Source organism: Rhodococcus sp. YL-1 (assembly GCF_001942025.1).
GTDB classification, from domain to species: domain Bacteria; phylum Actinomycetota; class Actinomycetes; order Mycobacteriales; family Mycobacteriaceae; genus Rhodococcus_F; species Rhodococcus_F qingshengii.
Window position 1 is genome coordinate 2806312 of the sequence record NZ_CP017299.1, and the last position, 25322, is coordinate 2831633.

Sequence of the window (25322 nt, forward strand, 5' to 3'; positions counted from 1 at the left end):
GCAAATGAGTCATCGGTGCCTGTCTTGTCGACGCCGATCGCCGTGCGAGCCCTGAGACTGTTGTTTGCTGTGTTCGGACTTGCCGCTTTGCTGTGGATCCCGATCCGTGACGCGGCTGAGCTGTCTCTGTCGAACTATCTGAGCTACTTCACCATCGAGAGCAACATTCTTGCGGTGATCGTGTTGCTGATCGGTGCAATTCGAGATCCACAATCGCAGGCGTGGCAGTCGATCCGCGGGGCGGTGACGCTGTACATGGTGATCACCGGCATCATCTATGCCGTCCTCCTGGCAGATATCGACGTCAATTTGAACGATGCCTGGATCAACTCGGCACTGCATCGGATTCTTCCGTTGGTCATGCTGCTCGACTGGGTGTTCTTCGCCTCGAGGCACAGGATCTCCGAAGCACGTTCACTGCAGTGGTTGCTGTTCCCGGTCGTGTACGGCGTGTACACGTTGATCCGAGGTTCGATCGTCGACTGGTATCCCTACCCGTTCATGGATCCGCGCCACCAGGGCTATCTGGCCCTGTTCATCGGATTCGTCGTACTGGGCATCGCGATGGCCCTGATGGCGTTGGCAGTCAATGCCGTCGGATGGTTGGGCGCCGGGCTACGCGGACGGAACGCTGCGAAGTCCTAGGGGATTGCCGGAGGCGAGCACCTGATCGAGTCGGTCCACGTTCGGGTGCTTGCCCGGGTTCGCCCGCGCGTCCTCGGTGTGCTCGGCGAAGATCGTCAATCCTGCCGAGGCGGCTTCGGGTGTCAGCGCGCCGTAGACCTGAGCGAGATGGTTGTACACCTTGACCGAGCCGGACTTTCCGGGCTTGTTCTCCACGGTGTCGACGACGGTTCCGTCGGCGTCGAGTACCTCGATGGCGGCCAGATGATCGATGGTGGGCAGTGCGGCGAGATTGTCGGCAAAAGTCATGGTCGACAGATTACGGGTGCGCCCGGAAATGCCGGTGCCGGGCGAGCGCCGTCATGCGCGGATTCCTGGTGTCGATATAGTCGCAGCACATCGTTTGCACACCAGCATCGTTTGTATTCGAAGGGGACAATGATGGCTTCGGCATTGTGGCACGGGTTCGCGGACATGGGCGCTGTGGAGAAGAACGGCGCGTTTGTCGTCTCACGCGGTGAGGGCGCGTACATCTGGGACCGCGAGGGCACTCGGTATCTGGATGCGACGGCGGGCCTGTGGTTCACCAATGTCGGGCACGGGCGCACGGAGATCGCGGATGCGGTAGCGGCTCAGTTGTCGAAGATCGCTCATTTCTCCAACTTCGGTGATTTCGTTCCCGAAACCACGCAGGTGTTGGCCGAGCGGTTGGCGGCCATCGCGCCGGTTGCCGGGAGCAAGATCTTCTTCACCTCGGGTGGTTCGGATTCGGTGGACACTGCGGCGAAGCTGGCTCGCCGGTACTGGCACGAGGTGGGGCAGCCGGAGAAGACGATCATCGTCGGACGCCAGAAGGCGTATCACGGAATGCACGTTGCCGGAACGGCTCTGGCGGGTATTCCGGTGAACCGTGAGGGGTACGGCGAGCTGATGGCGGATGCGGCGACCGTCGGCTGGGATGATGCGAAGAGTCTGCTCGAGTTGATCGAGAAGATCGGTGCGAACAAGATCGCTGCGTTCTTCGCGGAGCCGATCATCGGTGCGGGTGGGGTGTATCTGCCGCCGGAGGGGTATCTGGCGGAGGTGCGTGACATCTGCCGTGAGCACGACATTCTGTTTGTCGTCGACGAGGTCGTGACCGGTTTCGGCCGGATCGGTGGTGAGTGGTTCGCGTCCACCCGTTTCGATTTGCAGCCCGACATGATGACCACGGCAAAGGGTTTGACGTCGGGTTATGTTCCGATGGGTGCGGTGTTCATCGCGCCGCGGGTGGCGGAGCCGTTCTATGCGGGTTCGTGGTGGCGCCATGGGTACACCTACGGCGGGCATGCCGGTGCTGCTGCGGCGGCGATGGCGAACCTGGACATTCTCGAGCGTGAGAATCTGCTCGCGGAGTCGAAGCGTTTGGAGGCGTCGTTGCATACGCATCTGCAGCCGTTGGCGGAGCATCCGCGGGTGGCGGAGGTTCGTAGTGGGCTCGGTGCGGTTGCTGCGGTGCAGTTGGTTGATCCGGCGGAGGCGTTGCCGTTTGTGAAGACGCTTCGTGAGCACGGTATTTCGGGTCGCGCCGCGGGTCAGGGTGCGATGCAGATTTCGCCGACGTTCGTCATGACCGATGATCAGGTCGCGGAGATGGCAGCAGGGATCCTCGCAGCCCTCGGCTGAAGTCAGCTGCGGCGCCGAAAGAGTTTCTCGATTCGGCGCCGCACAGCGTTGGGTGCAGGTTCGAGTTCCAGAACCTCTTGTTCCGACTGCTTGGCGTAGGCCTGGGTGTACCGCTCGTGCAGTACCGAGCGAATTTCGTCCGGAGAGTAGGCCCGACGCTGGCGTTCGTCGCGCGCAACGAGAACCCCGGTGGCGGCAACGCCCATTGCACCGGCGAGGCCGACCAGTTTCCAGACGTGCGAGGCGCGCAGAGGAGTACGGAGTTTCATCCCTCTACGCTAGAGGCATGGACCGACGATTGCTTTCGCAGGTGAGTCTCGACGAGGCCGCTGCGGCGACCCGCACGGGCGACATCTGGATCTTCCGCGGAGAGTCGACGGCGGACCGGGCCATTCAGACACTGACCAACAGCCCCGTCAACCACGTCGGAATGTCGGTCGTGATCGACGACCTCCCGCCGCTGATGTGGCATGCGGAACTCGGTCACTCGCTGCAGGACATGTGGACCGGACGCTTCCAGCGTGGTGTCCAACTGCACGATCTGCGATCGGCCGTTCAGGTCTGGGGCGCCAAGTACGGGCAGCGTGGATGGTTGCGCCAGCTCGACCACGAAGTCACCCGGGAGCAGGAAGACGCTCTGCTCGAGACGATCGCGCGGCTGGACGGTACGCCTTTCCCGTCGACGGCCAAGCTTGCTTCGCGCTGGTTCGGCGGCCGAATCCCGAAGCTGCGCAAGAAGTCCGACGTATCGGCAGTAGCCGTCGAGAGCGCCTACTGCGCCGAAGTGGTTGCCAAGACCTATGAAGCGATGGGTCTGCTCGTCGGTAATCGTCGTGTCAACTGGTTCGACCCGGGCAAGTTCTGGAGTGGAGATCAGTTGCCCCTCGCGCCGGGAGTTGCGCTCGGTGACGAGATCTCGGTATCACTGAGTGCACGTGACCTCGAGGCCGGACGCAATCCCGCCGGGTACTCACAAGGTTCGTGACGGCTCGGCGACGACGCGGCCGCCGACTTCGAGCCAACCTTCCGGAGAGAAGGTCGTGTGAAGGACCGATCCGCGTCCCTGGGTGATGAGCAATGATTTCCTCAATCGGTCCGTGATGCGCAGCGCTGCAGATCCGGTCGCCTCGTCCTCGGCGATTCCCATCACCGGTGCGAACATGCGTGCGCGGATGGCAGCTTCGAGCTTGTCCTGCCATGCCCACAGATACGAATGATCCGCCTCGTAGTCGGACGGATCTGCGTCGATGACGTCGTCCACCGTGTCCATCGGATAGATCGCGAATTCCGGTGCCCATTCGGCACGCGCGCGTACCCACGTCAAAGCGCCGGATTGGCGGACGTCAACACTGCCGGCAGGAACGTCGAGGGCGCTCACGCGACGGCCCTGTTCGCCCAGCCACCACGTGGCACCGACGGTCGGGTGTCCGGCGAAGGGGAGTTCTGCTGCCGGAGTGAAGATCTGGACCCGCGCACGCGAGGCGCCGTCATCCGGAACGTCGATGAAGATGGTCTCGCTGTAGTCGAGTTCCTTCGCGACGGCTTGTCGATCCGATTCTGCAACCGTGGACGCGTCGACGATTCCCAGCGGATTCCCGTGCTTGCCGCTCTCGTCCGTGAAGACCCGGACCACACTCACCTCGATACCCATCGGTCCACCCTAGCGCGCGAAAAGCCCTCCCCACCTTCACGGTGGGGAGGGCTCGTCGAACTGCACTCAGGTCCGAGTGATCAGACCTGTGCGGCAGAGAGGATCTCGTTGGCTTCGACAGCCTGTGCGACGCCCGCGACGATGGAACCGGCGCGGATCGCTTCGAAGATGACCTCGCGGTCGACACCTTCCTGGCGGAGGGTGTTCTCGTGAGCTTCGAGGCAGTGGTTGCAGCCGTTGATCGCGGACACTGCAAGCGACCACAATTCGAAGTCGGCCTTGTCGACGCCCGGGTTGCCGATGATGTTCATCCGCAGGCCGGCACGAAGGTCGTCGTACTTACCGTCGAGGTAGCCCTTGGTGCGGTAGAAGACGTTGTTCATGCCCATGATCGACGCTGCGCCGAGAGCGGCGTTGTATGCCTCTGCCGACAGGTTGTCGGCAGCCTCGGAAGCAATCTCCTTGAGCGTGGACGCAGACTTGGTGGCTGCGGCCGTTGCGAGGAGCGTTCCCCACAACTGCTGCTCGTTCAGGACCGTCGTGCGCGCAATGGAACTCAGGTTGAGCTTGAGGTCCTTCGCGTACTCGGGAAGCGAGTTCTTGAGGTTCTCGACGCTCATACTCAGACGCTCGCAGTCAGGAGCTCGCCGGCGTTGATGGTCGGGTCGCCCTTCTTCCAGTTGCATGCGCACAGCTCGTCGCTCTGGAGAGCGTCGAGGACGCGGAGAACCTCGTCGACGTTACGGCCGACGGAACCGGCTGTGACGGAGACGAACTGGATCTCGTTGTTGGGGTCGACGATGAACGTCGCGCGGTCTGCAACGCCGTCGGCGTTGAGGACGCCGGTGGCCTCGGCAAGCTCGCGCTTGAGGTCCGAGAGCATCGGGAAGGGGAGGGTCTTGAGCTCTTCGTGCTGTGCACGCCACTGGAAGTGCACGAACTCGTTGTCGACGGAAGCGCCGAGAACCTGAGCGTCACGGTCTGCGAACTCTTCGTTGAGCTTGCCGAATGCAGCAATCTCGGTGGGGCACACGAAGGTGAAGTCCTTGGGCCAGAAGAAGACGATGCGCCACTTGCCTGCGTAGTCGTCACTGGTGACGGTGGTGAAGTAGTCATCGGGCTGCTGGGCATCGACCTTGGACAGGTCGCCGCCGATGACAGCCGTGAGGTTGTAAGCGGGGAACTGGTCGCCGATTGTGAGCAGAGCCATGTGTCTCATTCTCCTACGTGTCTCGTGAACAGGAATTTCTTGCGCACACGATCCGGCTGTTCGGACTGTGACGGCCGAACGTGCTGGATCGAGAGGGTTTGTCACCGTCAGCGGGTCGGACGGTTTCGACTGGAGTGTCGAGGTTGTGACCGGCGCTTTTTGGTATGAGTCCATTCTGCATCAAACCGTTCAAAAGGTAAAGGTGATGGGTGGCACTACACTGATAGGCATGTCTGATCAGACTTATCAACCTTCCTTGTCACAGCTGCGTGCCTTCGTGTCGGTCGCCGAGTATCGGCATTTCGGTACTGCCGCAGCGCGTTCCGGTGTGAGCCAACCCACACTGTCGCAGGCGCTGGCAGCTCTCGAGGCGGGGCTGGGAGTCAGACTGATCGAACGCAGTACCCGGCGTGTGCTCGTGACCGCGGACGGACAGCGCTTGCTCGGTCAGGCCAAGCAGATTCTCGAAGCTGCCGACGGTTTCGTCGCGAGCGCGGCCGGCTCCGGCGACTCTCTGACCGGACCGCTACGCATCGGGTTGATCCCGACCGTTGCGCCCTACATTCTTCCGGGGTTGTTGCCGGAGCTGCGCGAGAAGTTGCCGTCGTTGGCGCCGCAAATAGTCGAGGATCAAACGGCGCGCCTACTCGATGCACTGCGATCGGGAGCGCTCGACGTCGCGGTGTTGGCGCTTCCTGCCGGAACACCTGGCCTGGTGGAAGTTCCTGTGTACGAAGAGGATTTTGTGATGGTCGTGCCGAACGATCATTCCTTGGCCGGACGTGTCGATCTCACGGCGGACGTGCTCGACGCGCTGCCGTTGCTCTTGCTCGACGACGGCCACTGCCTGCGTGACCAGACGTTGGATCTGTGCCGTTCGGTAGACGCCCATCCGCTTGCCGGCGACACGCGGGCTACCTCTCTCGCGACAGTCGTGCAATGTGTGGCCGGGGGACTCGGGGTGACTTTGGTCCCGGAATCGGCTGTTGCAGTGGAGGTTCGACGCGGGGACTTGTCGACGGCGCGTTTCGCTTCGCCAGCTCCAGGTCGCACGATCGGCGTCGTGTTCCGCTCGTCGAGTGGCCGAGCAGAAGGATTCCGTCAGCTGGCCGAGCTGGTCCGTTCGGTCAGCCCGACGGTTCCTCGATGACGTAACTCGTTCGACGTCGACGTGAAAGCTAGTCGAGAGAGCCTTCTTTCACGGCAATGACCGCTCCGGGATTGAGAATTCCCAGCGGGTCGAGCGCATCCTTGACCTTGCGATTGAGGGCCATGACGTCTTCACCCAACTGTGACGGCAGCCAGTCGCGCTTGAGTCGACCCACCCCGTGTTCGCCGGTGATCGTGCCGCCGAGCGCGATGGCGAGATCCATCACCCGTCCGAATGCGATCTGTGCGCGTTCGGACATGTCCGGGTCTGCGGGGTCGAAGACGATGAGCGGGTGGGTGTTTCCGTCTCCGGCGTGCGCCACCGTGCAGATCAGGACGTCGAGGTCGTCTGCGATGGCTTCGACCCCGGTTACCAGCTGGGGGAGTGCGCGCATGGGAACGCCCACGTCTTCGAGAAGCAGACTTCCCATCGCGAGCACGGCCGGGAACACCGCTCGCCGTGCCGCCGCAAAAGCGTCACCTTCGGCCTGGTCATCGGTGGCGAATACTTCGGTGGCTCCGTTGTTTTCGCACGCCTGAACAATCGTCTCGATTTCCAGCACGCCTGCCGCGCCGGGTGCGTCGGACTGCGCGAGCAGTAGTGCGTGAGCCTTGCGGTTCAGACCCATGCGTACCGAATCCTCGACAGCATTGATACTGGCGTGATCCATGAACTCGAGCATCGCCGGACGCATGTTGCTGGTGATCGCCAAGACCGCGTCGGCAGCTTCTTGTACCGAGTCGAACGACGCGACGACGGTTGATGCGGGCGGCTGCGCGGGAATCAAACGCAACGTGATTTCCGTGATGATGCCGAGAGTGCCCTCGCTGCCCACGAACAGTTTGGTGAGTGAGAGTCCGGCGACGTCCTTGAGAAGGGGACCTCCGAGGCTGACAGCTGTACCGTCCGCCAGCACGACCCGGAGTCCGAGAACGTAGTCGGTGGTAACTCCGTACTTGACGCAGCAGAGCCCGCCGGCGTTGGTGGCTGCATTGCCGCCGATGGAACAGATCTCGAAGGACGACGGGTCAGGTGGGTACCAGAGTCCGTGCTCTGCGGCGGCTTTCTTGACCTCCGCATTCATCAAGCCGGGCTGAGTAACCGCCACCCGGGCGACCGGGTCGATCGTGATCTGTCGCATTCGCTCGGTGCTGACCACGATGCAACCGTCGACGGCGCTGGATCCACCGGAAAGGCCCGAGCCGGCACCTCTGGGAACCACCGGAACGCGGTGGGCGGTTGCCCATCGCATCACGGTTTGGATGTCTTCGGTGCACGTAGCGCGAACCACGGCAGCGGGATGGCCGGCGGTCGGGTCGGCGGCCCAGTCCTGGCGGTAGCCCGCGGTCACATCCGGATCCAGCAGGACGGCTCCCTCGGGGAGTGCCGCTACCAATTCGTCGAGGGCTGAAGAACTCGCGGGAGTCATACTCTCATCATGCTCGACGGAGTTCGACGATGCGCCAATTCGCGAGACCACAGCCCGAGTCTGTCGCGCCTGATCAGTTCAGCATTGTCCGGCAGCGATCCTCCGAGTTGCCAGTTGAAGCCCTAGCGGCCCTTCTGCTTTCCGGAGAACCGGCCACCCGAACTCTTGGTCCCACCGGACTTGCCGCTGCCTGATTTGCCGCCCGCCTTGGCCTTACCGGAACCGGCGTTGCGTCCGGATATGTTCTTTGCGGTGCCGGCGCCCTTAGCTTTCTGCCCGTTCTTGGCAGCTTCTGCGCGACGCTCGCGGGCCGCGATCTTGGCCTTGACGGAGCCCTTGATCTTCTCCGCCGGCTCACCGTTTCGGCCGCGGGAACTCTGCGCCGTTCGGCCCCGCACGATGCCGATCAGTTCCTCGACCAGATCTGTGGTCTTGGACTCCATCCATGCCAAAGCCACAGGAGCCTCGGGCGCACCGTCCACCGGACGGAAGGTCAGGTCCTTGCGATGGTGGAACCGCGCCAGCGAATGGGGAACCACGACAACTCCGACGCCGGCGGCCACCAACTCGATGGCGTCGGCGATGGTCGCGGGTCGCTCGGCGGCGGTCTTTCCGGGACGGGTCGGCCAGTCGAGTCTGTCGTCGAGAGGATCGAGCACTATCTCGTCGGCCAGATCGTCGACGGAAATCTGATCGACAGTAGTGAATACGTGATCTTTCGGTACCACCACCACCGGGGTTTCCGCGTACAGCGAGATGGCGCTGATGCCGGTCCGGTCGATCGGCAGTCGAACCAACCCTGCATCTGCTTCACCGGCGCGAAGTGCAGCTTCGAGTTCGAGAACCGGGAACTGAACAAGTTCCAGACGCACCTCGGGGAGCCGCTCGTGCCACACCCGGACCCACTTGGTGGGCGTCACCCCCGGGGCGTACGCGAGTCGAAAAATTGCCTGACTATCCGCGTCTGTCACCAGGCAAGGCTACCGCCTTGGTAAAAGCACCCGTATCGGCTGGTTACTCTTGTTGCATGACGTCGAACAAAACTCCCCAGACGATGAAGCCGACGACGGCTGCCAAGAAGCTGGGTGTGTACCTGGAAGCAACACCTGCGCAGTTCCAGGAAGGCGACGTGACTCGTGACGAGCTGACCGCTCTGCAGACCGATCCGCCGGAGTGGCTGCTGGAGCTGCGACGCACCGGACCGCACCCTCGCCCGGTCATCGCAGCCAAGCTGGGCGTATCGATCGCCGGCCTGGCCCGCGGCGGCGTCGAAGAAGCACTCACCACGGATCAGATCGCCGCACTCCTCGAAGAGAAGCCCGAATGGCTCGAAAAGGAACGCGCTGTTCAGGCCGAGGTGCGGGCCGAGAACGTTCGCATCAAGGAAAAGCGCGCTGCTCGCCGCAACCAGCCGCGGAAGGCTCGAAGGGGCTGACGCCCCCTGTGCGCCTTTTTGGTAGCGCCGACTACCAGAAAGGCGCACAGGCGCTAGCCTTCTACGACGCTCAGCTCGTCGAACACGATTTCACCCGCGGCATCCGATTCCGGGATGTCGACGACTGCAAGCAGTGCCCATCCGTGATCGCCCTCCGGATCCTCGAGCACCTGCCGCACCCGCCAGAACTCACCCTCTTCGGTGACCTGGAAGAGCGCCGGCCCGCGCGCCGATGGCCCGGTTCCGATTGTTGCGTACTCCTCGAAGTACGGGAGTAGTTGCTCCTCCCACTCGGCGGCGTCGATACCGTCCTCGAGGTTTTCCAGCTCATTCCACTGCCGACGCGACGCGAGGTCGATGCGTCGGAACATCGCATTGCGCACCATGACGCGGAATGCGCGCGGGTTCGCCGAGATGGGACGGGGAATGTCGGCGCCGAACGCAACCTCTTCCGTGTCTGCCTCGGCTCCGGGGTCGGTGAGTGACTCCCATTCGTCGAGCAGGCTCGAGTCGACCTGACGGATCAGCTCACCCAACCACTCGATGATGTCTTCGAGTTCCTCGGTGCGCGCTTCCGCCGGGACGGTCTGTCGCAGCGCGCGGTAGGCGTCGGCGAGGTAGCGCAGGACGAGGCCCTCGGACCGGGTGAGTCCGTAATGGCTGATCAACTCGGCAAACGTCATGGCGCGTTCGATCATGTCGCGCACCACGGACTTGGGGGAGAGGGCGAACTCGGTGATCCACGGGTGGCCACCCCGGTACATTTCGAAAGCCGGGAACAGCAAGTCCGACAACGGTTTCGGCCACGTAACCTCTTCGAGGAGTTCCATGCGCTCCTCGTACTCGATGCCGTCGGCCTTCATCTGCGCAACCGCTTCGCCACGAGCGAAGTGCTGCTGCGCCATCAGAACCTGACGCGGATCGTCGAGCGTCGACTCGATGATCGAGACGACATCGAGTGCGTAACTGTCGGATTCGACGTCGAGAAGTTCGAATGCCGCCAAGGCGAACGGTGAGAGTGGCTGGTTCAAGGCGAAGTCGCGTTGCAGGTCCATCGTCAACCGAGCCATGCGGCCGTACTCGTCGGGTTCGTCGAGGCGTTCCACGATGCCGGCGCTGAGCAATCCGCGATACAGCGAGATCGCTTTGAGGATGTGCTTGCGCTGCGCCGGACGCGATTCGTGGTTGTCCTCCAACAGGTGCCGCATCGCGTCGAAGCAGTTACCCGGGCGGGCAATGACATTGAGCAGCATCGAGTTGCTGACCGAGAATCGCGACACCAACGGTTCGGGCGAGGCCGCGACCAAGCGATCGAACGTCGCTTCGCTCCAGGACACAAACCCCTCGGGAGCCTTCTTGCGTTGAATCTTCTTGATCTTCTTCGGATCGTCGCCGGCTTTGGCGACTGCCCGCAGATTCTCTACTTCGTGTTCGGGTGCCTGGACGACGACGGTGCCCATCGTGTCGTAGCCTGCACGACCCGCGCGACCGGCGATCTGATGGAACTCGCGGGCTTTCAGATGCCGAGTGCGGACGCCGTCGTACTTGGCCAGACCCGTGAGCAGCACAGTGCGGATCGGGACGTTGATGCCGACGCCGAGGGTGTCGGTACCACAAATCACCTTGAGAAGCCCGTCCTGTGCGAGAACTTCGATGAGCCGTCGGTACTTGGGCAGCATGCCCGCATGGTGAACGCCGATGCCGTGCCGGACCAGGCGGGAGAGTGTTTTTCCGAACCCGGTGGTGAAGCGGAAACCACCCAGCGCCTCGGCGATCGCTTCCTTCTCTTCTTTGGAACAGAAGTTGACGCTCGTCAGTGCCTGGGCGCGTTCGAGGGCGGCGGCCTGCGTGAAATGCACGATGTAGACGGGGGACTGGTTGGTGGTCACCAGATCTTCGATGGTTTCGCCGACCGGCGTGGTCGCGTACGAGAACATCAGCGGCACGGGGCGTTCTGTGCCGGAGACGACGGTGGTGGGTTTCCCGGTACGGCGCGTCAGATCTTCGGAGAAGAAGTCGACTTCACCGAGAGTTGCCGACATCAACAGGAACTGGGCGTGCGGCAACTCGATGAGCGGAACCTGCCACGCCCAACCTCGATCGGGTTCGGAGTAGAAGTGGAACTCGTCCATCACGACCTGGCCGATATCGGAGTTCGGGCCCTCGCGCAGTGCAAGATTCGCGACGATTTCGGCCGTCGCACAAATGATCGGCGCCGACGAGTTCACGGCGGCGTCGCCGGTCATCATGCCGACGTTCTCGGCACCGAAGACCTCACACAGTGCAAAGAACTTCTCGCTCACGAGCGCCTTGATCGGCGCTGTGTAGTACGTGCGCTTGCCGAGCGACATCGCATAGAAATGCGCGCCGATCGCCACCATCGATTTGCCTGACCCGGTCGGCGTCGCAAGGATCACGTTTGCACCCGAGACCAACTCCATGACGGCCTCTTCTTGGGCCGGGTAGAGCGTCAAACCTCGTTCGATGGTCCACGAAGAGAAGGCGTCGAAAACGGAATCAGGATCCGCGTTGTCGGGGAGAAGTTCCGTCAGCAGCACTCGTACAGGCTAGCCGCAACCGTGGATCAGGTTGCGCTTCGCTCGTCCGAGCCCATGGCGTCGAGCACCGCCATGCGGGTGGACGACGTTCCGGTGATGGTGTTCTCGCCGACCCCCGAGATCAGCATGTGGCGCCAGCGAGCCTCGTCGAAGACGAGTGGTGCGGTGCTGGAAAGAAAATCTTCGACGATCTGCAGGAAACGCATCGGATCGTCGCGGAACGGGAAGTGGCCCGAGCCGCGGAAGACTTCGAGGCGTGAGTTCGGCATCGCCGCGTGCGCGAGATGAGCGTGGGAGACGGGAATGACGGAGTCGTCGTCGCCCCAGATCAGTTGAACCGGCAGATTCTCGGTCAGATAACAGCGGTCGAGCATCGTGACCACCTGTCCGCGCCAGTCCACGACGGCCCGCAGCGTACGAAGGTAGGCCTCGTAGGCAGTGGGGTCGGGGAGATCAGCGAGCACGCGAATCAGGTCCGGTGTGTCGTGCAACATGGTGCCGGGACGCAGATTTGAACCGTGAACTACGCCGGCAAGGTTCCCGGCCATCCGGACGAGCGGCATCGCACCAGGTATCCGGAGCAGCTTTACCACCTCGTTGACCACCGGAACGGACATGAGGCGCAGCAGCGGATGGACGTCCTTGGTGACGCCACCGGCCGAGACCAGCACGAGGCGATCCACCATGTGTGGGAATTGGTAGGAGAACTGCATCGCTACGCCGCCGCCGAGCGAGTGCCCGATGACGGTGACGTGCTCGATGCCGAGCGTCGACAGAAGATCCCGCATGCCGTTGGCGTACGCGGCTACCGAGTAATCCGCGCGTGGCTTGTCGGAACGGCCGTGACCCAACAGGTCAGGTGCGATGACCGTGTACTTCTTGGCGAGGTGGGGAATGATCTCGGTCCACGTCGACGAGTTGTCGCCGATTCCGTGCAGGAGCAGTACCGCCGGACCCTCGCCGGCTATCCGAAATGCGCGTCGGTAGCCGTGAATCGTCCGGAACATCATCCGCGGTTCCTCGTCGGGGACCGGTCGGAGCTGACGGTTCCGTGGTCTGCTCATGTCGCCTCCTGGCTCGGCGTGTGACCACGTTGACTGCCTGCTCCAGTTGTTGAGCCGTCAACGAAAATCACACAGAGTTTGAGGCTATCCGACGGATGTGTCCTGAACAACAGCCCAGGTAACGGAGGGGTTGCGGAATGCGCACAATGTCGAATTATGCGCCCCGCCCGTCACATTTTCGTCAGTTGTCGCCTCGATCGAGGTCTCCAGCTGAGCCGAAGTCGTCATTTCCTGCCTGTTCGGCCAGGAACTTTTCGAACTCTGCGCCGATCTCGTCACCGCTGGGAAGGTCGGCCTCGCCGGCCAGAAGGGACGACTGTTGTTCCTGAGCGGCGACAAAAGTGTCGTATTGACGCTCCAAAGCGTGGACTACAGTCTGAACTTCTTCGTTCCCGGCTATGTGCTCGTTAACCTGTTCCCGAACGCGCGCCGCGGCCTCACCCAGTGCCACCAAGGGCAACTCCAGATCCGAAACCTCGGAAACGTTTTCGAGCAAAGTTTCTGCGGCGCCCGGGTAGTCCGTTTGCGCGAGGTAGTGGGGGACATGCACCGAAAAGCCCATCGCCTCGTGCCCGTGCTGAGACATACGAAGCTCGAGCAGTGATGATGCGCTGCCGGGAACCTGCAGTTCACCTGACCAACGCTGATGGTCCTGGATCAGGTCCTTGTTGGTCGAATGTGCTGTCACACCGAGCGGTCGGGTGTGCGGGATTGCCATCGGAATCGCGTTGAGCCCGATGGTTCGACGCACTCCCAACTGTTCGGACAACAGTCGAACAGCTGTGGTGAACCGCTCCCACTTGAGGTCCGGTTCCATCCCTGCGAGCAGCAGGAACGGCGTGCCGGCCGTATCGCGCAGTGCGTACAGATTGAGCGCCGGAGCGTCGTAATCGGAGAAATGATCGGCCTTGAACGTCATCGTCGGTCGACGCGAGCGGTAGTCGATCAGCTCGTCGACAGCAAACGACGCGACAAGCTCGGTCTCGAGGCTTTCGCGCAGATGCGTCGTCGCCAACTTCACGGCGTGACCGGCGTCGGAGTAACCCTCGAGTCCGTGAATCAGGATCGGTCCCTGGCCGTCGGCAGCCGCCAACTGGGGCGCCGGAAATTCCAGCTCGTACATCCTCGACTGTTCGTCCATCGCAGTCCCCTTCGCTCTTCGGTCTTGATCTCAAGTGTCCACTATCGGCGCACGCGCGACAGCATCGGAGTCAGGTGCCCGACAGCACTGGATCAGACGTTCATCGGTAAGAACACCGAGTCGGTGACCGATCATTCCCGATCCGACGAGACGGGCGTTCGCCGAGAGCGAAGCTGAGCGGTATCTTTCGACACTTGGCCTGGGCGTTCGTTAGATGTCGGGTGCGCGGCTTCGGACATGGCAGAGTGGAACACAAGGTCGGCACGGCCGATTTGTCCGAAATGGATTGGTCGATTGTCGGGATCGGTCGAGTGCGGAGGCTTACATGCGGGTGTGTCCACGATCGTCCAGGCGAGTGGCCGCATGCTCACTTGCTGCGGTGGCCGCCGTTGCATTACTCGCGGGCTGCTCCGGGTCTGTCCAAGGAGCACCCGTTCCGGACTCCGCGCCGGCGACTGCCGGTGCGACCGACAGCGGCACGGCGGCGCCGAGTACGACGGCTGCACCCAAATCCTCGACGCCGAAATCCACCTCTCCGAAAACGGCGGCACCGCTGTCCGAACTGCTGCTGACTCCCGAGGAATTCCCCGAGCCCTTCGGCGCTGTTGTGCTGCCCCCGCAAGCCGTTCCGATGGCAGCGCCGGATCTAGTCGGCGTCCCGCGCGGTGCTACCGTCGATCCGTCCGAATGTGAGCCACCGGAACAGGATTACGGTCCGAACGGGACCGTGATGGCGGTCGGGACCGACAACGCGACGAGGGCAACGATTTCGGTTGAACTCACGAAGGTCGATGCACCACTGGACGAGTTGGAAGCGCAAACTCGGCAGTGCCCGTCCATGACTGTCACTGCGAACGGCGTCACTACGACAGTGACGACGGAAATTCTTCCGCCGTCGCCGATCGATGCCGACAAGACGATGTCACTTCGCCGCACTGTCGTGTCCCCCAAGGCCACAGCCGGTGATCAGACGATGCTGACCTTGATCGCGCAGGTCGGCGACGTACGGGTGGCGACAACACTGATGACGTTCGGTTCTGCGACGCCCTCGACGGCACCGCTGGATCAAGCGTTCACCGCAGCCGTACAGAAGGTCAAAGCAGGCAAGTGATTTCGCAGCACACAGGTCCGACAAGTAGCGGAACTGCTCGGTGCGGCGCGGTACTTGGTCCCCAACAAATGCGGTAATCCACAGACGACTTGGACGCAGCTGTTTTCCCTGGTCGAGCAGACGGCCGGGTCAGGGTGATCAGCGACGGTGTGTGCATGACGACATCACCTCTTCCGGGAGAATTCGAATTCTCCGACGACGACCTTGCCGCCCTTCTCGGATGCGTCGAACGCGTCTCCGATCCAGGCGAATTGATCGCGGCAATACCCGCACTCCTGGGCTTCCATCCGTCCAACTCTGTGGTTGCGCTGTCTCTGATGGGCGCCTCCGCCTCGACGCTCGGACCAGTGATGCGGCACGACTACTTTCCCAGTGTCAGGGGGAAGCCCGCGAGGCAGATGAGCGCGGCGCTGCGCCAGTTCGCCGCCGTCTGTGACGGGGAAGGCGCGCGTGCGGTCGTTCTCGTGGTGATCACCGATTGCTCGGCAGCTGAAACTCTGATCGATGAAACCATCGAGCTGGCCGAGGTATTCGAAGACATGCTCGGCGGAACCTGCGTCGAGCTGGCCGACGTATTGTGCACGGCCGCAATAGAATCTGGCCAGCCGTGGACGAGCGTCATGCGTTCGATTCACCGCGGCACCCTGCCAGACCCGGCATCTTCGTCGGTTGCAGCAGCACAGGTGTTGGGCGGGAGGGTCATTCGCCGTTCGCGTGAGGAACTGGTCCGGTGGGTACACGGCGCCGCTCGCAATCACGACACGATTGCCCGACTGATCGCGAGCCGACGAGAGTCGAGCGCGCACAGTGGGGAACCGAGCGGTGAAACCGCAGTTCAGTGCCGGATCGATCTGGTGTTGGAACACGTCCGCCGTGTCGAGGCAGGCGCTCACCGCCCTGACCCGCAGGAATGCGCCGATCTGGTGGTCGCATTGACGGACGTACGCGTGCGCGACGTGGTGCTGGGATTGGCGATCACGTCCGTTGCGGCACATGCTGAGCAATTGTGGCTCGTGCTCACCCATGAAGTCCCGTTGCCCGAACGAACTTGGCCGGCAACACTTCTCGGCTTCTTTGCATACGTGCGTGGCGACGGACCTCTGGCAGGTGTTGCGCTGTCGGCCGCGCTGTCGGCCGATTCGGAACACACCTTGGCGGGATTGCTGGATCTATCGCTGCAATCCGGTATGCGCCCCGACGGAATCCGTGACCTCGCGGCCGTCGGATTGTCCATCGGGGAATCGCTCGGAATCACCGGCTTGCCGCCGGCATTGCCGAATGGAAGCTAGCGAGCAGCGTGTGAGCGGTCGCCCAGATCCTGGAGGAACTGCCATGCGTCGGCGACGATGACGTCGAGATCGGTACGCGTGGGCGTCCAACCGAGCTCGGCAATCGCCTTGTCGCTCGATGCGATCAGTACTGCCGGATCACCCAGCCGTCGTGACGCGTCCTCGACGTTGATCGGCAGGCCGGTGACCCGCGCACAGGCGGCGATCACCTCGCGCACGCTGAAGCCGGCACCGCTTCCGAGGTTGTAGATGCGGTGCTCGCCGGGAACCGAGGATTCGAGCGCCAGTAGATGTGCTTCGGCGAGGTCCAGCACGTGGATGTAGTCGCGTACCGCGGTTCCGTCCGGCGTGGGCCAGTCGGTTCCGAAGACCGAGATCTTGTCCCGCTGTTCGAGCGCGACCTGCAGGACGAGTGGAATCAGGTGGGTTTCGATCACCCGGTTCTCGCCGGCGGACTTGTACGCACCTGCGACGTTGAAGTAGCGCAAGCTCGTCGCACCGAGGCCGTGAGCGATCGAGTACGAGGTGATCGCATGATCGATCGCGAGCTTGGTCGCGCCGTACGGATTGGTGGGGCGGGTCGGAGCGGTCTCCACGATCGGGGACTGCTCCGGTTCGCCGTACGTTGCGGCGGTGGACGAGAACACGAGGCGCGGAGTACCGGAGACACGGATCGCCTCGAGCAACTCGATGGTCGTGACGACGTTTCCGCGCCAGTACTTTTCGGGGTGCAGCACCGATTCGCCGACTAGCGACTGCGCCGCGAAGTGAAGCACACCGTCGAAAATCGGTGAACCCGCACTGCCGAGGACGTCGGCGGCAAGCGCTCCCACGTCCCCTTCGATGAACTCGGCACCGGCAGGCACCGCGTCGGCATTTCCGGTGGAGAGGTCGTCGATGACGACAACCTCGTGTCCACGCTCGAGCAACACAGTGCTGCACACACTGCCGACGTAACCGGCGCCGCCGGTGACCAGGAGTTTCATCTACTTCCTCAGACCTGCTTGACCTGAACGGCGTGAGCCATTTCCTCGGACAGGTCGAACCCGCTGTGACCCGGCACGATGATCGTCACCGAGCCCGGACGGGTTTCGACCGTCACCCTGGCGTCGGGAACGACGCCGGCGTCACGCAGCTGCGCGATCACCTCGGGATCGGACTGCACGTGCTCGGCCAGTCGCCGAACGACCACAGCTGTCTGTGCGCCGTGCGGAATATCGGTCAGGCGCACCAATGTTTCGGTGGTGGCAACCGGGCCGTCGAGTCCCAACTGGTCCAAGCCCGGAATCGGGTTGCCGTAGGGCGACGTCGTGGGGTTGTTCAGAACGACGACGAGCCGACGCTCGACCTCCTCGCTCATCACGTGCTCCCAACGGCATGCCTCGGCATGTACGTCTTCCCATTTGAGACCGATGACGTCCACCAGCAGGCGCTCTGCCAACCGGTGCTTACGCATGACAGAGATCGCGAGATCGCGACCCTTGTCGGTGAGTTCCAGATGTCGATCGCCGGCGACCATCAGCAAGCCGTCACGCTCCATACGCGCAACAGTCTGGCTGACGGTGGGTCCGCTCTGTTCGAGCCGTTCGGCGATCCGCGCCCGGAGTGGGACTACGCCCTCTTCTTCCAAGTCGTAGATCGTCCGGAGATACATCTCCGTGGTGTCGACTAGATCCTTCACACTCAACCCCTTCGTCAGTTGATCATTCTACCGTTCAGTTCGTGGTTCCGGTGCCGCCTCCACCGCGGCGAGTCCAGCGCGTGTCCGAATTGGATTCGTGTCACTCGATCTCGGTCTCCGAAGCGGGCCACGAGTGTGGTGTGCAGCACGAAACGAGAAGGAAGTAGCGTGATCCCATGACCGCGTCGATCAGATCTGACGGGGACCCCGCGGCGTCTCGAGCGAATCGAGTCGTGGTGTGGAGTCCGGAGTACCTGAGCTATCGGTGGAGCGCCGATCACCCGATGAATCCCACTCGCCTCGATCTCACGATGGCACTCTCGCGAAGCCTCGGACTTCTCGAGGGCATCGAATTTCTCGAACCGAGTGCCGCGTCCGATGCCGACCTCCTCAGAATCCACACACCGGCATATCTTGCAGCGGTCAAAGACGCGGGTAACTCTGCGAACAACGGTGTGAGCGGCCAGGATGTTCCCCACGGGCTCGGTACCGAGGACAACCCGGTCTTCCCGCACATGCACGAAGCCAGTGCGATCCTCGCCGGCGGCTCGCTGGCCGCAGCGCAGGAAATCGCTTCGGGACGTACGAGGCGCGCGGTCAGCATCGGCGGCGGCATGCACCACGCGATGGCGGATTGGGCCTCTGGATTCTGCGTCTACAACGATGCGGCGGTTGCGATTTCGTGGCTGCTCGACAACGGCTACGACCGCATCGCCTACATCGACGTCGACGCTCACCACGGCGACGGAGTGCAACATGCGTTCCTCGGGGACCCGCGGGTGCTCACGGTCTCGCTGCATCAGCACCCGGCAACCTTGTGGCCGAACACCGGATGGTCGAGCGAGGTCGGCGACGGGGCCGCCGAAGGTACGGCGGTGAACATCCCGGTGCTGCCCGGAACCGTCGACGCGTTGTGGCTGCGTGCATTTCACGCCGTCGTCCCGGGAGCCATTGCAGCCTTCCGCCCGCAGATCATCATCAGCCAGTGCGGAGTCGACTCGCACCGCGAGGACCCGCTCGCGGATCTCGCCCTCACCGTCGACGGTCAGCGCGCCGCGTTTTTGGCGATGCGTGACCTCGCCGACCGCTACTCCGAGGGGCGGTGGCTGGCAGTCGGAGGCGGGGGATACGGACTGGTGCGCGTCGTGCCGAGGGCATGGACTCACTTGATCGCTGCAGCGCTCGATCGCGAGATCGACGTCGACATCGCTGTCCCCGAAGACTGGAAGGAATCGACGAAGCTGCGAGCGCCGAGCGTCGACCTCCCGCCGACCATGGGGGACGGCGGTGATGTCGCCTACACGCCGTGGGACGGCCCGGGTGGTACACCGGAGACAGGTGTCGCCTCGGTGGACCGTGCACTCACCCGTATCGACTCGGCGATCATCGCGACACGTCGCGCTTCGTTCCCGCTACTCGGACTCGACCCGGAGGATCCCCGTGACTGAACAGTCCGATACCGAAGCTGCCGGCGGCGAGGCGAGCGGCCAGGCGCCGAAGACCGACCCCGCTCACACCTATCCCCATTCCTGGGTAGTCGATGTTCTCGCCTCCGACGGCGGAGCGGTGGCGTTGCGACCCATCGTTCCTGAAGACGCGGACAAGCTCGTCGAATTCCACGGCAAACTCTCCGAGCGCACCCGGTATCTGCGCTACTTCGGCCCGTACCCCACGATGTCGGCGCGCGACGTCAAGAACTTCACGACGGTCGACCACCACAACCGTGTGGCGTTCGTGATGATGCTCGGCGACGAGATCATCGCGGTGGGTCGATACGAGCGACTGCTCGACGTCGGTGACGGAAAGTCTGCCGAGGTCGCCTTCGTCGTCGCCGACGCACACCAGGGGCGCGGCCTCGGCCCGATCCTGCTCGAGTACCTGGCAGCGGCAGCGGCCGAGAACGGTCTGACGATGTTCGTCGCCGAGGTCCTCTCCGAGAACCGCAACATGGTGACGGTGTTCCGTGAGGCGGGGTATCAGGTGAGCCGCTCTTTCGACGGTGGCGTGCTGAGACTCGAATTCGCGATCGACCCGACGGAAGCGCTTGTTTCAGTACGCAATTCGCGTGAGAGGGCAGCTGAGGCCCGCAGCATGGGAAACGTGCTCAGCCCGCGATCGGTGGCGGTGATCGGCGCATCAGCGGACCCGGCCAAAGTGGGTAACGCGGTGTTGACCAACCTGCTGCGCGGCGGATTCACCGGACCGGTCTATCCCGTCAACGCGGAGCATCGTTCGGTACACGGCGTTCGGGCATATCCGACGGTTCGTGACATCCCCGACGACGTCGATCTCGCCGTCGTGGCTGTACCTGCAGAATCGATCAATTCGGTACTCGACGACTGCCTCGACAAGGGCGTCAAAGCGCTGGTGGTCGTCTCGTCGGGCTTCAGTGAGAGTGGTCCGGACGGGCGCTCGTCCGAACGCAAACTGGTCCATGCAGCGCGCGCTCACGGTATGCGCCTCATCGGCCCGAATGCGCTGGGTGTCGCGAACAACGACCCGGCGATTTCGTTGAATGCGACGCTCGCGCCGGTCTTGCCGGTGGCAGGCAACGTCGGCTTCTTCTGTCAGTCCGGCGCGCTCGGTATCGCCATTCTCGACGAAGCCGCGCGCAGCCGAATCGGATTGTCCGCCTTCGTTTCCGCCGGTAACCGTGCGGACGTCTCGGGTAACGACCTTCTGCAGTACTGGGATTCCGACCAGTCCACCGAAGTGGTCCTTCTCTATCTGGAGAGCTTCGGCAACCCACGGAAGTTCTCTCGCATCGCGCGTCGAGTTGCGCGGAAGAAGCCGATCGTCGCAGTGAAGAGCGGTCGGCACGCGGTTCCGCCGGTGCTCGCCGCCACCGGAGTCGAGATCGACGATTCGATCGTCCGCGCCCTCTTCGAACAGGCGGGCGTCATTCAGGTCGGGTCCATTTCACAATTGTTCGACTGCGCCTTGCTCTTCGGATACCAACCGTTGCCCGCCGGCCCCCGGCTTGCGGTCATCGGCAACTCGACCGCGCTCGGTGTCCTTGCTGCGGACGCGGCCCGCAGTGAAGGTCTGCAGGTCAGCGACCCGGTCGACCTCGGCGCCCAGGCGAGTCCGGAACTGTTCGCCACTGCCGTGCGCGACGCTTTGGCGTCGTTCGACGTCGATGCCGTCATTGCCGTCTTCGTTCCTCCGGTCGCCATTCCGGTCGAGCCGTTCGCGAAAGCACTCAAGGACGCCGTCGCAGGCTCGGACAAGCCGATTCTCACCACGTTCCTCGCAGCTGAGGGTGTGCCGGACGTCCTGGCGGTTCGTGACGAAGTCGGTAACCCGACCCGCGGTTCGGTGCCGTCCTACCCGGGGCCGGAGCGTGCCGCCCTGGCGTTGGCGAGGGCTTGGCGATATGCGGAGTGGCGCAGCAAGCCTGCGTCGAAGGTGGTTCGCCCCGTGGGTATCGACTCCGAGCGAGCCCAGAAGATGGTGGCAGATTGGCTTGAAAACTCTCCTGGCCGTTGGCTTTCAGATGTGGAAGCGGCGGCGCTGCTCGAGTGTTACGGGGTCGCCGTCGTCGAATTCCGTTCGGTCCTGAGCGAAGACGAAGCAGTAGAGGCAGCGGATGCTGTCGGCTACCCGGTCGCGGTCAAGGCAACCGGCGAAATGTGGCGACACCGACCGGATCTGGGCGGTGTCAGGCTGGATCTGAGTGGACCGGAATCGGTGCGCCTCGCTTACCGAGATCTTGCGGCCGCGTCGGGTGAACCGCTGCTGCACGTGCAGAAAATGGCAACCAAGGGCATCGGATGTGTGGTTGGTGTCCAAGACGACCCGTCGTTTGGTTCGCTGATCTCGTTCGGGCTTGCCGGTGTGATCTCCGATCTCCTCGGTGACCGTGCCTATCGCGTACTGCCACTCACCGAGGACGCTGCTACGGAATTGATCGACGCGCCCAAAGCTGCGCCGCTTCTCTCCGGATACCGCAACGCCGTTCCGGTCAACAAGGGTGCGTTGGTTGATCTGGTCCAGCGCATCTCGGCGCTGGCCGACGACATTCCCGAAGTCCGCGAACTGGCCTGTGAGCCGGTACTCGCTTCGGCTACCGGCGCGGAGATCACCGATTCACGTGTCCGAATCGGACCTGAGCCGAGCGCAATCGACCTGGGGCCCAGGCGGCTGCGGTAGACACAGCGAACAACACCGGCCACCGCACATTCCCGAGGGGGAGGGAAGTAGCGGTGGCCGGTGCTTTGTGCGGTGCGTCAGCGCGAGTGGTGTGGCGCGCTGACGCACGTGCTGTGTTGTTTGATCAGCTCGCGTAGGACCGCAGTTTCTCGGCGCGATCGCCGACGCGGAGCTTGCCCATGACCTCACGCTCGATCTGACGAACCCGCTCACGCGAGAGGCCGAAGAGCTTGCCGATCTGATCGAGGGTGCGGGGCTGGCCGTCGTCGAGACCGTAGCGAAGTCGGATGACCTGCTGCTCCCGCTCGTCGAGCGTCCCGAGCACGCTGCGCACATCGCTGTGCAGCAGACCGGCGATGACGGCGTTCTCGGCCGAGGTCGCCTCGGAATCTTCGATGAAATCGCCCAAGGGCGCTTCTTCGTCGTTGCCCACAGGCATGTCCAGGCTTACCGGGTCGCGGCTGTGGTCGAGCAGGTCGGCAATCTTGTGCGCCGGGATGCCCGACTCTTCGGCCAACTCGTCGTCCGTGGCTTCTCGCCCGAGCTGCTGGTGCAGTTCGCGCTTGATGCGGGCGAGCTTGTTGACCTGCTCCACGAGGTGGACTGGGAGCCGGATGGTGCGGCTCTGATCAGCCATTCCGCGGGTGATTGCCTGACGGATCCACCAGGTGGCGTACGTCGAGAACTTGAAGCCCTTGGCGTAGTCGAACTTCTCCATTGCACGGATGAGTCCGAGGTTGCCTTCTTGAATCAGATCGAGGAGCGGCATGCCGCGGCCGGTGTAGCGCTTGGCCAGCGACACGACGAGTCGCAGGTTCGCTTCCAGGAGGTGGCTACGTGCCGACTGTCCCTCGCGAACGATCGTTGCGAGATCCCTCTTCTTGGCGACTGTCAGGCGCTTTCCCGTGGCAAGGACGTGGCTGGCGTACAGCCCCGCTTCGATTCGCTTCGCCAGTTCGACCTCGTCTGCTGCTGTCAGCAGTGCGGTACGACCGATCCCGTTCAGGTAGACGCGGACCAGGTCTGCGGCCGGGCTCTGGGCGTCCAGATCTGCGGCGCTCGGACGAATGCGAGTAGTGGTGCTGGGGCTTGTCATGACTTGCCTCCCTATCGGCGGTCTCTCACACAGTTCAACGTGTGAGAGTTCCGGGAAAGTTCCCGTGCCGATTTCCGCTAAATCGCCGTGACCTGCAGTTATTTCCCAGTCGTCCTGAGAAGTTGCTGAGAACACAAAAATCTGCAACTCACCGGGAACTCAGTTCGTGACGGGAAGCACCAACCCGTGTCGAACCAGCGAGACCATCATTGTGACGACGGCCTCACGTAGCTGGTCCGGGTCTTCGCCGTTCGCCGCGGCAAGAAGTTCGATCAATTCGTCGACCACCAGTCCATCCGCTCGGAGTCCGGCCAACAGCGCAGCACCGAGCTCGTCGATCTCGTGCTGCCAGTGCGGTCCGTTGCCGCGGTGCACGCGCGTGACCACTTGTTGCCATCCCTCGTCACCGGGGAGGTAGACGCGTTCGAGAGCCGTGTCCGGATCGAGGACGAAGCGTTCCTCGAGGACGTCGTGTTCACGCAACCAGGCAAGACGGTCGAAGTATGCGAGCGCCTCGGCCCCGAGCGGGTCCGAGAAGCCGTGCATGAGGTCCTCGGCCATCAGGTCGGTGGGGGAGTCGGTGCGGCGAAGAAACACGAAACCGAAGCCGACGCCCTCGACATCGGCTTCTTCGAGGTGATCCAGCCAGGCGTTTGCTCTCGATGCCGTTTCCGGATCTCGAGGATCCTGCCCGCCGTCCTTGAGCCACGTGCCGACGTACAGAGCCGGATCCGCGACATCGCGCTGGACCACCCAGGCATCGACGCCGTGGGCCGGCAGCCATGACGCGATCCGCGACCGCCAGTCCTGCCCTTCGACGTGCACCCAGGACGCCAACAGAGCTGCCGTGCCGCCGGGGTTCAGGTAGTCGATCGATTGCGAGATCATCAATTCGCTCGCACCGTCGAGATCGAGGCCGGAATCGCGGTACGTGTGATGGACGCGTGCCTCGCCGACGACAAACGGCGGATTGGCGACCACCTGGTCGAAGGTTCGACCCTCGACGGGTTCGAACCAGGACCCTTGAAGGAGTTCGACGTCCAGTCCGTTGAGGGCCATGGTTGCTGCCGTGAGGTCGACAGCGCGTTGATTGATGTCGGTTGCGGTGACCGAATCGGCGTACGTGTTCGCGTGCAGGGCTTGGATGCCGCATCCCGTACCGAGGTCGAGCACGCTGCCGACCCTCGCGGTGGGCGTGGCCTGCAGCAAGGACAGTGACGCATGCCCGACGCCCAGCACATGATCGGCCGTGGCCTTCTTGGGACGGATTCCGCCGTCGAGATCCGAGATCACCCAACGATCGCCGTCGCCGACGTCGATGGGGCGAAGATCCACCGCGGCCCGCACGAGCGGATTCTCACTGTCGAAGTTCTCACCTTCGAGCAGACCGGCGTCGACGCACTGCGCGATTGTCAGCGGAGCCAGCGCCGCGGCGACGTCGCCCGCCGGGCAGTCATCGGCGAGAAGGAACAGTCTGATGAGAACGCCCAGGTCCCCGAGTTCTCGGGTGGCGCGGCGCACGGGCACCGGCTCACTTCGACCGAGAGCAGCGTGAACTTCGGGACCCAACGCCTCGAGCATGGTTCCGGTGTCGAATCGATTGCGAAGCAGAGCCTCACGCAGCGCAGGGGTGATGGACAGGAGCGTTTCGCTTCTCACCCTGTCATTCTCGCAGGCGGAACTTGTCAGCCTTCGATGGTGTGGTGCGTCGCGGATTCGATCTCGCCTGCGGTCTTCTTTCGTCCGTCGTATCGACTCGGTTCGTCCTTGGTGCGCGGTGGTCGGTCGTTGGCGATCAGGACGGCGATCCAGGGAAGCGGAATGGATGCACCGATGATGAGCATCGAGATCCAGGCGTTGGCCCAGATGCCGTACGCGATCGCCGCGAGGATCAACGCCGGGAACCGGAAGGACATGATGATCATGTACTTGCGCACTCGGGCTTTGTGCTGTTCTTCGACGGACTGCTGCGCTTCGGTGATCAGTACGGGATTGTCGGGAGTCCCGGCCTCGTCGGACCTGCCGAACGCGCCATTTCGTGCCATGACTCCACTGTTCCACTCTCG

General features: G+C 63.2%; 24 protein-coding genes. 9 read left to right on the plus strand and 15 right to left on the minus strand.

The window, feature by feature from the left end; all coding sequences use genetic code 11:
* Positions 1-15: 15 nt before the first annotated feature.
* Entirely contained in the window at positions 16-645 is a 630-nt protein-coding gene (locus tag BH682_RS13130) for a Pr6Pr family membrane protein (RefSeq protein ID WP_075833052.1), read from the plus strand.
* On the opposite strand, the gene BH682_RS13135 is transcribed toward BH682_RS13130, so the two are convergent.
* Positions 616-933, minus strand: a complete 318-nt coding sequence (locus BH682_RS13135) for a DUF2322 family protein (RefSeq protein ID WP_054188522.1) — start codon at positions 931-933, stop codon at positions 616-618. The two genes, BH682_RS13130 and BH682_RS13135, sit on opposite strands and share 30 nt — an antisense overlap.
* A 132-nt stretch (positions 934-1065) precedes the next feature.
* Here BH682_RS13135 and BH682_RS13140 point away from each other — a divergent pair, with 132 nt between their 5' ends.
* Positions 1066-2289, plus strand: coding sequence for an aminotransferase family protein (locus tag BH682_RS13140; protein WP_197487741.1), 1224 nt, complete (start codon positions 1066-1068; stop codon positions 2287-2289).
* A gap of 2 nt (positions 2290-2291) precedes the next feature.
* Here BH682_RS13140 and BH682_RS13145 read toward each other — a convergent pair whose 3' ends face one another.
* Positions 2292-2558 carry a hypothetical protein gene (locus tag BH682_RS13145; RefSeq protein WP_063316512.1) on the minus strand — a complete coding sequence of 89 codons (267 nt, stop codon included), beginning with the start codon at positions 2556-2558 and terminating at the stop codon, positions 2292-2294.
* A gap of 17 nt (positions 2559-2575) precedes the next feature.
* Here BH682_RS13145 and BH682_RS13150 point away from each other — a divergent pair, with 17 nt between their 5' ends.
* The gene (locus BH682_RS13150) at positions 2576-3274 is read left to right on the plus strand and encodes a hypothetical protein (RefSeq protein WP_003942163.1); all 699 of its coding nucleotides are present in this window, start codon (positions 2576-2578) and stop codon (positions 3272-3274) included.
* Here BH682_RS13150 and BH682_RS13155 read toward each other — a convergent pair.
* The 3 genes from BH682_RS13155 to BH682_RS13165 all read right to left on the minus strand — a co-directional run bounded on the left by BH682_RS13155 (position 3260) and on the right by BH682_RS13165 (position 5150).
* Complete coding sequence (locus BH682_RS13155) at positions 3260-3940, minus strand: PhzF family phenazine biosynthesis protein (protein ID WP_054782297.1); 681 nt, start codon at positions 3938-3940, stop codon at positions 3260-3262. The two genes, BH682_RS13150 and BH682_RS13155, sit on opposite strands and share 15 nt — an antisense overlap.
* Positions 3941-4020: 80 nt before the next feature.
* The gene (locus BH682_RS13160; protein ID WP_003942122.1) at positions 4021-4560 is read right to left on the minus strand and encodes a carboxymuconolactone decarboxylase family protein; all 540 of its coding nucleotides are present in this window, start codon (positions 4558-4560) and stop codon (positions 4021-4023) included.
* A 2-nt stretch (positions 4561-4562) separates the two neighbouring features.
* Positions 4563-5150, minus strand: coding sequence for a peroxiredoxin (locus BH682_RS13165; protein WP_003942119.1), 588 nt, complete (start codon positions 5148-5150; stop codon positions 4563-4565).
* Between the two features lie 229 nt (positions 5151-5379).
* Here BH682_RS13165 and BH682_RS13170 point away from each other — a divergent pair, with 229 nt between their 5' ends.
* Positions 5380-6300 (plus strand): hydrogen peroxide-inducible genes activator, encoded by a 921-nt coding sequence (locus tag BH682_RS13170; RefSeq protein ID WP_030536897.1) that lies wholly within the window; start codon positions 5380-5382, stop codon positions 6298-6300.
* A 28-nt stretch (positions 6301-6328) separates the two neighbouring features.
* Here BH682_RS13170 and BH682_RS13175 read toward each other — a convergent pair whose 3' ends face one another.
* Positions 6329-7729, minus strand: coding sequence for an FAD-binding oxidoreductase (locus tag BH682_RS13175; RefSeq protein ID WP_075833054.1), 1401 nt, complete (start codon positions 7727-7729; stop codon positions 6329-6331).
* A gap of 122 nt (positions 7730-7851) precedes the next feature.
* Positions 7852-8700 carry a LysR substrate-binding domain-containing protein gene (locus BH682_RS13180; RefSeq protein ID WP_003942255.1) on the minus strand — a complete coding sequence of 283 codons (849 nt, stop codon included), beginning with the start codon at positions 8698-8700 and terminating at the stop codon, positions 7852-7854.
* 56 nt (positions 8701-8756) lie between these two features.
* On the opposite strand from BH682_RS13180, the gene BH682_RS13185 reads away from it, so the two are divergent.
* Entirely contained in the window at positions 8757-9164 is a 408-nt protein-coding gene (locus tag BH682_RS13185) for a DUF5997 family protein (protein WP_007732807.1), read from the plus strand.
* 53 nt (positions 9165-9217) lie between these two features.
* On the opposite strand, the gene BH682_RS13190 is transcribed toward BH682_RS13185, so the two are convergent.
* From BH682_RS13190 to BH682_RS13200, 3 genes are all read right to left on the minus strand, one after another.
* Positions 9218-11722, minus strand: coding sequence for a DEAD/DEAH box helicase (locus BH682_RS13190; protein WP_065455676.1), 2505 nt, complete (start codon positions 11720-11722; stop codon positions 9218-9220).
* Positions 11723-11748: 26 nt separating this feature from the next.
* Complete coding sequence (locus tag BH682_RS13195) at positions 11749-12786, minus strand: alpha/beta fold hydrolase (RefSeq protein WP_007732813.1); 1038 nt, start codon at positions 12784-12786, stop codon at positions 11749-11751.
* A 181-nt stretch (positions 12787-12967) separates the two neighbouring features.
* On the minus strand, positions 12968-13927 hold the full coding sequence (locus BH682_RS13200; protein WP_003942198.1) for a proteasome assembly chaperone family protein: 960 nt from the start codon (positions 13925-13927) through the stop codon (positions 12968-12970).
* Positions 13928-14282: 355 nt separating this feature from the next.
* On the opposite strand from BH682_RS13200, the gene BH682_RS13205 reads away from it, so the two are divergent.
* Complete coding sequence (locus BH682_RS13205; protein WP_042919947.1) at positions 14283-15038, plus strand: sensor domain-containing protein; 756 nt, start codon at positions 14283-14285, stop codon at positions 15036-15038.
* Between the two features lie 155 nt (positions 15039-15193).
* Positions 15194-16327 carry a DUF4192 domain-containing protein gene (locus BH682_RS13210; protein ID WP_190287632.1) on the plus strand — a complete coding sequence of 378 codons (1134 nt, stop codon included), beginning with the start codon at positions 15194-15196 and terminating at the stop codon, positions 16325-16327.
* Here BH682_RS13210 and galE read toward each other — a convergent pair.
* Positions 16324-17313 (minus strand): UDP-glucose 4-epimerase GalE, encoded by a 990-nt coding sequence (gene galE, locus BH682_RS13215; protein ID WP_073513394.1) that lies wholly within the window; start codon positions 17311-17313, stop codon positions 16324-16326. The genes BH682_RS13210 and galE overlap by 4 nt on opposite strands.
* Before the next feature lie 8 nt (positions 17314-17321).
* Positions 17322-18008, minus strand: a complete 687-nt coding sequence (locus tag BH682_RS13220) for a metal-dependent transcriptional regulator (RefSeq protein WP_003942150.1) — start codon at positions 18006-18008, stop codon at positions 17322-17324.
* A 176-nt stretch (positions 18009-18184) separates the two neighbouring features.
* Here BH682_RS13220 and BH682_RS13225 point away from each other — a divergent pair, with 176 nt between their 5' ends.
* Positions 18185-19456: an acetoin utilization protein AcuC gene (locus BH682_RS13225; RefSeq protein WP_042919945.1), complete on the plus strand. Its 1272-nt coding sequence runs from the start codon at positions 18185-18187 to the stop codon at positions 19454-19456.
* Positions 19449-22160: a bifunctional acetate--CoA ligase family protein/GNAT family N-acetyltransferase gene (locus tag BH682_RS13230; protein ID WP_030536893.1), complete on the plus strand. Its 2712-nt coding sequence runs from the start codon at positions 19449-19451 to the stop codon at positions 22158-22160. The genes BH682_RS13225 and BH682_RS13230 overlap by 8 nt, the downstream gene beginning before the upstream one ends.
* 124 nt (positions 22161-22284) lie before the next feature.
* Here BH682_RS13230 and BH682_RS13235 read toward each other — a convergent pair whose 3' ends face one another.
* The 3 genes from BH682_RS13235 to BH682_RS13245 form a co-directional block, all read right to left on the minus strand.
* The gene (locus tag BH682_RS13235; RefSeq protein ID WP_003942639.1) at positions 22285-23256 is read right to left on the minus strand and encodes a sigma-70 family RNA polymerase sigma factor; all 972 of its coding nucleotides are present in this window, start codon (positions 23254-23256) and stop codon (positions 22285-22287) included.
* A gap of 159 nt (positions 23257-23415) precedes the next feature.
* Entirely contained in the window at positions 23416-24915 is a 1500-nt protein-coding gene (locus BH682_RS13240) for a DUF7782 domain-containing protein (RefSeq protein WP_075833058.1), read from the minus strand.
* 26 nt (positions 24916-24941) lie between these two features.
* Positions 24942-25301 carry a DUF3099 domain-containing protein gene (locus BH682_RS13245; RefSeq protein ID WP_003942638.1) on the minus strand — a complete coding sequence of 120 codons (360 nt, stop codon included), beginning with the start codon at positions 25299-25301 and terminating at the stop codon, positions 24942-24944.
* Positions 25302-25322: the final 21 nt, after the last annotated feature.

Bases quoted from the DNA above. Each gene is read 5' to 3' on its own strand.
- BH682_RS13135 (WP_054188522.1), bottom strand. From the start codon at position 933: ATGACTTTTGCCGACAATCTCGCCGCACTGCCCACCATCGATCATCTG.
- BH682_RS13140 (WP_197487741.1), top strand. From the start codon at position 1,066: ATGGCTTCGGCATTGTGGCACGGGTTCGCGGACATGGGCGCTGTGGAG.
- BH682_RS13145 (WP_063316512.1), bottom strand. From the start codon at position 2,558: ATGAAACTCCGTACTCCTCTGCGCGCCTCGCACGTCTGGAAACTGGTC.
- BH682_RS13150 (WP_003942163.1), top strand. From the start codon at position 2,576: ATGGACCGACGATTGCTTTCGCAGGTGAGTCTCGACGAGGCCGCTGCG.
- BH682_RS13155 (WP_054782297.1), bottom strand. From the start codon at position 3,940: ATGGGTATCGAGGTGAGTGTGGTCCGGGTCTTCACGGACGAGAGCGGC.
- BH682_RS13160 (WP_003942122.1), bottom strand. From the start codon at position 4,560: ATGAGCGTCGAGAACCTCAAGAACTCGCTTCCCGAGTACGCGAAGGAC.
- BH682_RS13165 (WP_003942119.1), bottom strand. From the start codon at position 5,150: ATGGCTCTGCTCACAATCGGCGACCAGTTCCCCGCTTACAACCTCACG.
- BH682_RS13170 (WP_030536897.1), top strand. From the start codon at position 5,380: ATGTCTGATCAGACTTATCAACCTTCCTTGTCACAGCTGCGTGCCTTC.
- BH682_RS13175 (WP_075833054.1), bottom strand. From the start codon at position 7,729: ATGACTCCCGCGAGTTCTTCAGCCCTCGACGAATTGGTAGCGGCACTC.
- BH682_RS13185 (WP_007732807.1), top strand. From the start codon at position 8,757: ATGACGTCGAACAAAACTCCCCAGACGATGAAGCCGACGACGGCTGCC.
- BH682_RS13195 (WP_007732813.1), bottom strand. From the start codon at position 12,786: ATGAGCAGACCACGGAACCGTCAGCTCCGACCGGTCCCCGACGAGGAA.
- BH682_RS13200 (WP_003942198.1), bottom strand. From the start codon at position 13,927: ATGGACGAACAGTCGAGGATGTACGAGCTGGAATTTCCGGCGCCCCAG.
- BH682_RS13210 (WP_190287632.1), top strand. From the start codon at position 15,194: ATGACGACATCACCTCTTCCGGGAGAATTCGAATTCTCCGACGACGAC.
- galE (WP_073513394.1), bottom strand. From the start codon at position 17,313: ATGAAACTCCTGGTCACCGGCGGCGCCGGTTACGTCGGCAGTGTGTGC.
- BH682_RS13225 (WP_042919945.1), top strand. From the start codon at position 18,185: ATGACCGCGTCGATCAGATCTGACGGGGACCCCGCGGCGTCTCGAGCG.
- BH682_RS13235 (WP_003942639.1), bottom strand. From the start codon at position 23,256: ATGACAAGCCCCAGCACCACTACTCGCATTCGTCCGAGCGCCGCAGAT.
- BH682_RS13245 (WP_003942638.1), bottom strand. From the start codon at position 25,301: ATGGCACGAAATGGCGCGTTCGGCAGGTCCGACGAGGCCGGGACTCCC.